The sequence below is a fragment of the Paenibacillus sp. NPDC055715 genome (assembly GCF_053617595.1).
In genome coordinates this window covers 86,883-95,716 of sequence record NZ_JBSHGA010000010.1, presented here as the reverse complement: position 1 = coordinate 95,716, position 8,834 = coordinate 86,883, and the positions used below count along the sequence as shown (strand labels likewise).

At 47.5% G+C, this 8,834-nt stretch carries 6 protein-coding genes and 1 pseudogene; all 7 read right to left on the bottom strand.

The genetic code is table 11. The features are described from left to right. Positions 1-50: 50 nt before the first annotated feature. Positions 51-1,916 carry an ABC transporter ATP-binding protein gene (locus tag ACWGOO_RS17425; protein ID WP_452485469.1) on the bottom strand — a complete coding sequence of 622 codons (1,866 nt, stop codon included), beginning with the start codon at positions 1,914-1,916 and terminating at the stop codon, positions 51-53. Beyond that, positions 1,891-3,741, bottom strand: a complete 1,851-nt coding sequence (locus ACWGOO_RS17420; protein ID WP_452485441.1) for an ABC transporter ATP-binding protein — start codon at positions 3,739-3,741, stop codon at positions 1,891-1,893. Before ACWGOO_RS17420 ends, ACWGOO_RS17425 begins: the two co-directional genes overlap by 26 nt. Positions 3,742-3,967: 226 nt before the next feature. Then, positions 3,968-4,369, bottom strand: a pseudogene (locus tag ACWGOO_RS17415) (thioesterase II family protein); the annotation flags it as partial. 286 nt (positions 4,370-4,655) lie between these two features. Further along, positions 4,656-5,480, bottom strand: a complete 825-nt coding sequence (locus tag ACWGOO_RS17410) for a thioesterase II family protein (protein WP_452485439.1) — start codon at positions 5,478-5,480, stop codon at positions 4,656-4,658. Positions 5,481-6,266: 786 nt separating this feature from the next. After that, complete coding sequence (gene glpX / locus ACWGOO_RS17405; protein ID WP_452485437.1) at positions 6,267-7,244, bottom strand: class II fructose-bisphosphatase; 978 nt, start codon at positions 7,242-7,244, stop codon at positions 6,267-6,269. A 140-nt stretch (positions 7,245-7,384) separates the two neighbouring features. Then, on the bottom strand, positions 7,385-8,188 hold the full coding sequence (locus ACWGOO_RS17400; RefSeq protein ID WP_452485436.1) for a pyruvate, water dikinase regulatory protein: 804 nt from the start codon (positions 8,186-8,188) through the stop codon (positions 7,385-7,387). 13 nt (positions 8,189-8,201) lie between these two features. Continuing rightward, positions 8,202-8,822: a helix-turn-helix transcriptional regulator gene (locus tag ACWGOO_RS17395; protein ID WP_452485434.1), complete on the bottom strand. Its 621-nt coding sequence runs from the start codon at positions 8,820-8,822 to the stop codon at positions 8,202-8,204. Positions 8,823-8,834: the final 12 nt, after the last annotated feature.

The following is an 8,834-nucleotide window of genomic DNA, read 5'->3' as shown; positions in this document are numbered from 1 at the left end:
ACTTCTCTCTCCTCGCAAACTAGATATGGGTAAAAAGAAACAACGCATATTTATGCAGTTTGTTCCTCGGGATGCTTTTGAAACTGAAGCTCATACAGCTCCGCATAATGACCGCCCTCGGCAAGGAGTTGGTCATGAGATCCCTGCTCTTTCAACTCGCCATCGGCAAGGACACAGATCGTATCCGCCCGCTCAATTGTAGACAATCGATGGGCAATGACTAATGTCGTACGATCCTTCATCAGCTCATTCAAGCCCTGCTGGACTTCGTATTCCGATTCTGCATCCAGAGCAGAGGTCGCTTCATCCAGCAGCAAAATCGGTGCATTTTTGAGCAAAGCACGGGCAATCGCAATCCGCTGTCTTTGACCGCCGGACAAGTTGGCTCCGCGTTCACCGACAATGGTGTCGTAACCCTCCGGCAGCTCGGCTATGAAGCCGCTGGCATAGGCCGTTTTGGCCGCAGCCTCTACTTCCTCATCCGTGGCATCCGGTGAGCCAAAACGGATATTATCCGCTACTGTACCGTGGAACAGCGTAGCCTCCTGTGGTACATAGGCCATCAAATCCCTGACCTCATCCAACCGAAATTCTCCTGCCGAACGACCACGGACCCACAGCACACCCTCATCCGGTGGGTAAAAGCCCAGCAACAGCTTCATAACTGTGCTTTTGCCACCACCACTCGGCCCGACAAGCGCAGTTACCTGCCCTTCCGGCACGATCAGGTTCAGTTTTCGCAGCGTTGGACGGTCCGGCTGATAGCCAAAGGTGATGTCGTGCAGCTCCAGAGCAGCCGGAACTTGTTCAATGGCGTGGCCTGAGCCCACGGTCTCAACATCACCATCGGGTCCCTTAGTTTCACTGGTCGATAAAGTTGCCTCCTCCGGGCCGATAAGCGCAGCCCGCGATTCCTTCTGTTTCACCGCTGGAAAGTGCTCCTCTTCCTTCGACTCATCCAGAATTTCGCGGATACGCGCCAAACCCGCCAGAGAGTTTTGCAACAATGATACAGCCGCCCCCAGTTGCAAAAACACCATGGAAATACCGCTTTGCAGCTGCACAATCTGTCCCAGCGCTCCCAGCTCCATTTGCTTCTGCGAAACCAGAATCAGTCCGGCGACAAGCACACCGCCCAGCGTAATGAATTCAATGATAAAATTGCACATATCCTGCAAGCCCATATGGCGTCCCTGCCGGATGCTGATGCTGTTTATGTCCTCGCTTGCATCGTTACAAAGTCCGCCTACCTTTTTCCGCAATCCAAACAGCTTCACCGTCTGCAAACCAAAAAGCAAATCACTCAACCGTTCCGTGAAGCTGCTCATCCGTCCCTGTAACTCTTCACTCGTCTGTCGCATCTTCTTCGCGAAATGAGAATTTACCCAAGCTGAGGCCAGCCCCAGTAAAACCGCCATAATTCCAAATCGCCAATCCAGCGCCATCATAATGACCAGTGAGCCAAAGAAAAGCGAAACTTCCAGTATAATCGAGCGAATATGAACGGTGTAAGCCTGCTCCAACGCCTGTACATCGTTCGTCATGCGGGATACAAGATCACCCGAATGTCGTTTTTCGGCCTTTTCATACGATAGCTTGACGATATGCCCGAATAGTCTCATCCGTACGTCGGCAATCGCCAGCTTCACACATCGCTTATACATGTAGCTGCACAGCGGGGAAATAAAACTTAATGCCAAAAATGTACCGCTGACCAAATAAACCGCCCGATATAGCTCCTGCACATCGCCATTAACCGCAAAATTCAGCAAATAATGCACCACAAAGGAAAGTAAAATCGTGATGCTCGCATTGGTTAGACTGTTGCCAATCAGCCCGGTAAAATACCATTTCCGGTGCGGCTTCATCAGGGACATCAACTGCTTTAACTCATAAAACCCCTGCTTGAAGGTCACGATGCTCACTCCTTTCCTCCGGCATTGAATTGCCGTTTTCCACCGTATGCTGTTCTTCTTCGAAATTTTGCAAATACAGCTTTCGGTACACACCATCACGGCCTAGCAATTCGTCATGGGTCCCCGATTCCACAATGCTCCCCTGATCGAGTACAATAATCCGGTTCGCCTGACGCACGGTTGACAGTCGATGAGCAATGACCAGTACCGTCCGGTTTTGCATGGCCGCATTCATCGCGATCTGCACCTGAGCCTCCGACTGGCTATCGAGCGCTGAAGTTGGCTCGTCCAGTAGAAGCAGCGGAGCATTTTTCAGCAATGCTCTTGCTATGGAAATACGCTGCTTTTGTCCGCCGGACAATCCGCCTCCCCGCTCGCTCAAAAGGGTTTCATAGCCCTCGGGAAGCTGAACAATAAAATCATGCGCATGTGCCGCTTTCGCCGCCTCGACAATTTCTTCCCGGGTCGCCTCCAGACGTCCATATCCGATATTTTCTGCAATGGTGGCCGGAAAAAGCGACGGCTCCTGAGATACCATCGAAATATGGCTGCGCAGGCTTGTTAAATTCCAATCTGTCAAACTCTTTCCAAATAGTTGAACGGTTCCAGCATGCTCTCCCGGCTCATTAAATCCGCAAAGCAGTTTGAAAATCGTGCTTTTGCCGCCACCGCTGGCTCCGACAATCGCTACCGTTTCACCTTGTCCTACCTGAAAGCTGATATCCTTCAGCACTGTGCTCCCTTCGTTGTAGCCAAAGGTCAAATGCTCAAAGCTGACCACAGCAGCGTCATCGTTGGTTTTTGCATCGTCTTCCAAACGACGGGCCTTATCCCCTCCATCTTGACCAACTGTAGTGATTTCGCCACCTTGACGTTCATCCGGCCAATCCATTAGCTCAAACAAATGCTTCGCCGCTCCCCCTGCTTCCTTCATTTGCGAGATGATCGTCGGAAGCATGGAAATGGGCTGCAATATGAACGAAATCAGATATAAAAATAGGACAATGCCTCCAGCATTCAGCTCTCCATGTTGAATCAGGTATCCTCCGTACACAATGACCAAAATAATCGGTGTTGCCAGCATCATCACACCTACTGGAGTAATGAAAGCATAGCGTTTTTCCAGCCGCAAACCACGCTTGACGACCTCCTCCATAATCACCATATACTTCTTCAACAGCACAGCCTGCATATTGAATGCCTTGACGATCGGAATTCCTCCGATCGCATCCTGCCCCACTGCGTTCAAATGAGCCATTTTCTCCTGAAGCTGCTCAGAATATTTTTCAATCGGCTTACTCATCAATGATGTTATGATCATTCCTACAGGCATAAGCGCAAGACTTGCCAAAATCAGTTTCCAGCTTGTCAGTAAAAGCAACGTTAATGATGCCGTAAACACAAGCGGTAAATAAAACAGATTGGCAAACTGCTGGATAAAAAAGTTCTGTAACACCGCCGTATTGTTCGTAAGACGGGATACTAAATCTCCGGTGAACTTCCTCTCCACACTTGAAACCGGCAAACCGCAAAACTTATGTACGAGGTCGCCTCTCAGGTCGCGCAGAGCGCTAACGCTAAATCGCGCTGAAGCGTACCTCATCACAAACTTACAGGGCATTCCAATTAGCGTCATACCAACAACCAGATAGATCATGTTCTGGGCGGAGGAGAATGTCCCCTGTGCCATTTGCTCAATGGCCTTACCCAAAATAATGTCTATGGCTGCCAAACATAAGGAGGCGATCACCGTTATGAGGACCCATAGATTGTACGGTCTTACATAGCGTGCGAGTCTCCGAAAAGCAGAATTAGATCGAAACAAGGACATCCCTCTTTTTCGCTGCTCACACTTTCGCAGTGCGAACTTTTTTAAGTTGCAATGGACACGGTTAGATAAACTCTGGCTCTGGATGTAGGAGTGTTTTCATGGAATGAAATCGTTCTTGAATTATGCTGGGTATTGCATCATGGGGGTAGGTTCGCTGTCGGATTGTTACCGAGATGTTAATCATGTTGTGTATCGTGGTGTATCGTGATGTGTGGGTCATTTAACTCTGTCTGAATCGTGGTTGTAGGGTATTGGTGCTGTAAGATGTATGTGCTGCGGCAGCGTGGTTCGGAGCTGAAGATGCGGACAAAATATTCACGACTGCGCTGATCACTTCTTGCTCTTGTTCATGGATGAAAAAGTGATTGCCTTCGAACATTCGCACATCTATGGGCGATGTGGTGTGCTGCTGCCAGGCATGGAGTGAATCCGTGGTCACCTGATAATCCTTCATGCCGCCGAAAATGGTCATCGTACAGGCCAATGGATCCCCCAACTGATAAGCATACGTTTCGCACACCTTAAAATCCGCACGCAGACGGGGCATAATAATTTGCATTAACTCTGCATTTTGTAGTACTTCTTCGGGTGTTCCCTGCATCAAACGAAGCTCCTCGGTGAAAGGTTGATCCGCTAAATCTACGGTCTTACATAACGTACGAGTCTCCGAAAAGCAGAATTAGATCGAAACAAGGACATCCCTCTTTTTCACTGCTCACACTTTCGCAGTGCGAACTTTTTTAAGTTGCAATGGACACCGTTAGATAAACTCTGGCTCTGGATGTAGGGGTGTTTTCATGGAATGAAATCGTTCTTGAATTATGCTGAGAATGCATCATGGTGGTGGGTTCGCTGTCGAATGGTTGCCGAGATGTTAATAACGTAGTGTATCGTGATGTGTGGGACATTTAGCTCTGCCTGAATCGTGGTTGTAGGGTATTGGTGCTGTAAGATGTATGTGCTGCGACAGCGTGGTTCAGAGCTGAAGATGCGGATAAAATATTTACGACTGCGCTGATCACTTCTTGCTCTTGTTCATGGATGAAAAAGTGATTACCTTCGAACATTCGCACATCTATGGATGATGTGGTGTGCTGCTGCCAGGCATGGAGTGAATCCGTGGTCACCTGATAATCCTTCATGCCGCCGAAAATGGTCATCGTACAGGCCAATGGATCCCCTAACTGATAAGCATACGTTTCGCACACCTTAAAATCCGCACGCAGACGGGGCATAATAATTTGCATTAACTCTGCATTTTGTAGTACTTCTTCGGGTGTTCCCTGCATCAAACGAAGCTCCTCGGTGAAAGGTTGGTCTGCTAAATCATGAAGTTGTTTTTTGGAATACGGAAGATGTGGTGCAGATTTACCGGATATGATGATATGGACAGGCAATATCCCGGTTTTGCTATACAACTGCCGTGCTGTTTCAAATGCAATCAGTGCTCCCATACTATGTCCGAAAAAAGCAAACGGCTTATGTACGTATGGAGCCATAGCGGGAATCAACGATTGCACGATGTCCTGAATGGTGTCCATTGGAGCCTCTGTTGAGCGGCTTTCACGTCCTGGAAGCTGTACAGGCAACACCGTAATGTCGGGCGCAAGTCTAGACTTCCAAGAATTAAATATAGAAGCGCCACCACCGGCATAAGGGAAGCAAAATAGTTGGAGCTTCTCAGCCGGATGGAACGCGGTTTTCGCAAACCAAGATTGTGACCGAGTTGTCATATGAATTCCTCCATCCTCTATATAGTTCTGAATTTTACATTAAATCCTTATATCTCTTTTTTTCTTCCAACACTTTCTATCCATTTTTAAATATACAAACTTTAAAACCACTTGACATGGGACAAAAGAGCTAAATTGATAGAGTTCATAAAAATAAAATAAAACCCATATTATGCTATTTATTTTCAGGCTTTAAAAGCAATAATTTCACTTTTTTGCATGAGTTGCCTGCTGATTATGATGTAATTTGATTCAAAACGAAGCTTTAGATTTTCATAAATTTTAAATTATTATGATTGCAATAGAGTCCGAAAGCCTTGTGCTACAACAATTTTACCTTTACATGGCATTAACATAAATGTAACAAATTCAGTCTGATATCATCCGACAAATTTCGCCTTTTTCTGCAACAATCCTTAAATTCCTATTTTATGTGATTGAATTTCATCAATCCAAATTATTAACTTTCTAATCTTTTAATAAGTAATACTGTTTTATAGTTCTATAGAACTAATTTTTATGATTTTTTTTTGACTCTCCGTCTAAATATTTCAGTTCAGATTAAATTTTTCTTCCCTGAAGCTATGAATTTGCTTGTCAAACATTTATAGAAACGTTTTCATCTTCCTTCAAAAGTGTAAATTTTAAGGAAATTTATATCTTTGGTTCTGGCTCTTCTGCAATCGGCAAACGAACCGGAAACAGCAAACAGCAAGTCTCTATGTGGTGAGAGGCTTGCTGTTTTTAAGCTTATTTTGACTTGGCCTTTGAAGTAGCTGTGAAGACTTAAGAGGATGCGGCTGCCGCGAGCGTTCCTGAAGAGTCAGCCGTATGGTGAATACTCCGTACAAAGCGGATCGTTTTCGATTCCGAGTTCATCACGACCGAATGGGTTTCCGCTCTATGACCCGGAAGGGAACGAACCCCTTGCAGCCACTCGCCCGGTGTCACGCCAGTAGCCACAAACACTACGTCTTTACGTCCGATCATATCCTCCATGGACAATAAAGCCCCCGGATCAGCAATGCCCATACGTTTGCACCGCTCGATCTCTTCTTCACCATGAGGCAACAAACGACCTTGAATCTCTCCACCCATGCATTTCAGTGCTGCCGCAGCCAACACACCTTCAGGCGCTCCACCGGATCCGATATGCAGATCAACGCCGCTATCCAGGCATGTTTCAATTGCACCCATTACATCTCCATGCCCAAGCAGCTTGATCCGAACGCCGCTTTCCCGCAGCAGCTTGATGATTGCGGCGTGACGTGTACGATCCAGAATGGACACAGTAAGTTCGGACAAGGATTTACCCAATATCCGTGCGGCCTTTGACAGAGTAGCCGGAATCTGATCATCCAGCAACAGCTTTCCAGCCAGTGCCGGGCCTACGGCCATTTTTTGCATATACATATCCGGAGCATGGAGCAGACTGCCACGGGGGGCAGCAGCAATGACCGAGAGGGAGTTGTTCAATCCATTCGCCACCGCTTCGGTTCCCTCCAGCGGGTCGACAGCGATGTCTATGGCCGGCCCTCTGCGATTGCCTACTCTTTCCCCGATATACAGCATCGGAGCCTCATCCATTTCTCCTTCGCCAATGACGACCGTACCGTCCATAGATACTGTGTTAAAATGAGTGCGGATGGCTACCGTAGCCGCCTCGTCCGCGCTGTTCTTATCTCCACGTCCTATCCATTGCGCCGATTGCAACGCTGCTGCCTCTGTAACCCGAACGAATTCCAATGCCAGTTGACTCTCCATACCTATCCCTCCACCTCTTCTAAAAATTATTGTTACCCTTAGGCAAATCATTATTTTTAGAGCAGCTTTACTTCTATCTTTATTTATCTATTAATCTCCTATATCCTACGGCAACTATTATCTATAAAGCAGTTACGCTTCTATACCATCTTGATAATCAAACCCGCTGTTTCTTCAATCGCTTTATCCGTGACATCAATGATCGGGCAACCTAATTCCGTAAACAGGGATTGCGCATACGCAATCTCTTCCTCCACCCGCGTCGCTGTAGCATATTGCACATTGTTGGGCAATCCCATCACCTTGAGTCGCTCACTGCGTATTTTTAACAGCAACTCCGGCTGGATCGTCAACCCAAACACCCGACCATGCTGTACATCCTTTAACTGTGCGGGTGGGGTCAGCTCCGGTACAATGGGAATGTTGACCGTTTTAAAGCCTTTATGGGCCAGAAACATCGACAAAGGGGTTTTGGAAATACGGGATACGCCAAGCAGTACAATATCTGCTTTGAGAATGGCGCTCACATCTTTGCCATCATCATATTGAACCGCAAAATCCATGGCTTCCACACGGCGGAAATAATTTTCGTCCATCCGATGCAGCAGACCGGGTTTTTCCTTCGGATCATCATGGAACGTATCGGCAAACGCTTGCATCATCGGGCCCATGATATCGACGGCCCGCACATTCAGCCGGACAGCTTCCTCTTTCATTGCTTCTCTCAACTCCGGCTGTACCAATGTATAGGCTACAAAACCTTTACGCTCGGCCACCTCTTCCATCACCCGGCTCAATTCGTCTTCATCTCTTACATTCATAAATCTCTTGATCTCTGTGTCCGGTAGCTCAAATTGGCGCATGGTCGCCTGAACGACGGCTTCCGCCGTCTCGCCAATCGAGTCTGAACAGATCGCTATAAAATAACTGCGCGCCTGAACCATTCGATTCCTCCCACTAATCCTCTGCTACCATATCGAGCAACATTTTAATAATATTCGTTTTCGTAATGCGTCCCACGACTTTCCAGTGCTCCCCTGGTTTGTCGGAATCGGAAGGGACGACGACAGGCAAGCTGTCGATTTGACGGGCAATAATTTTGCGCGCTGCCTTAAGAACCGTGTCCTCCGGGGAAACGGTGACGATATTTGCCTGACGGGTCATCACGAGGCTAACAGGGATGGTCGCCGCATTCGGATTGCCTAACGTAACCTTGAGCAGATCCTTGCGGGAAGCTATCCCCGCCAAATCCCCATCTTCATCGGTAACGATCAGGTTACTCACATTCTCCAGAAAAAGAGCAACCACAGCTTCCTGAATCGTTGTTGTTTCACGTACGATGACTGGAACCCCGTGAAGATCGCCGACCTTCATTTGCATGAGTCGGAATTTTTCCTCCCGATTCGGCGTGCCCCATTTTCCGACAAAGTAACCAACCTTGGGTTTCGCATCTATATAATTCAGAATGCCCAGCTTGGACAGATCGGTCCGAATGGTCGCCTTGCTGAGATTGAGCATTTCCGCAATCTGATCACCGGTAATCGGGGCATGCTTTTGTACAATGTTTAAAATTTCCACTTGTCTCGCCGT

Coding starts and splice junctions, on each gene's coding strand:
- glpX (WP_452485437.1), bottom strand. CDS start 7,244: ATGGAGAGTCAACTGGCATTGGAATTCGTTCGGGTTACAGAGGCAGCA.
- ACWGOO_RS17410 (WP_452485439.1), bottom strand. CDS start 5,480: ATGACAACTCGGTCACAATCTTGGTTTGCGAAAACCGCGTTCCATCCG.
- ACWGOO_RS17400 (WP_452485436.1), bottom strand. CDS start 8,188: ATGGTTCAGGCGCGCAGTTATTTTATAGCGATCTGTTCAGACTCGATT.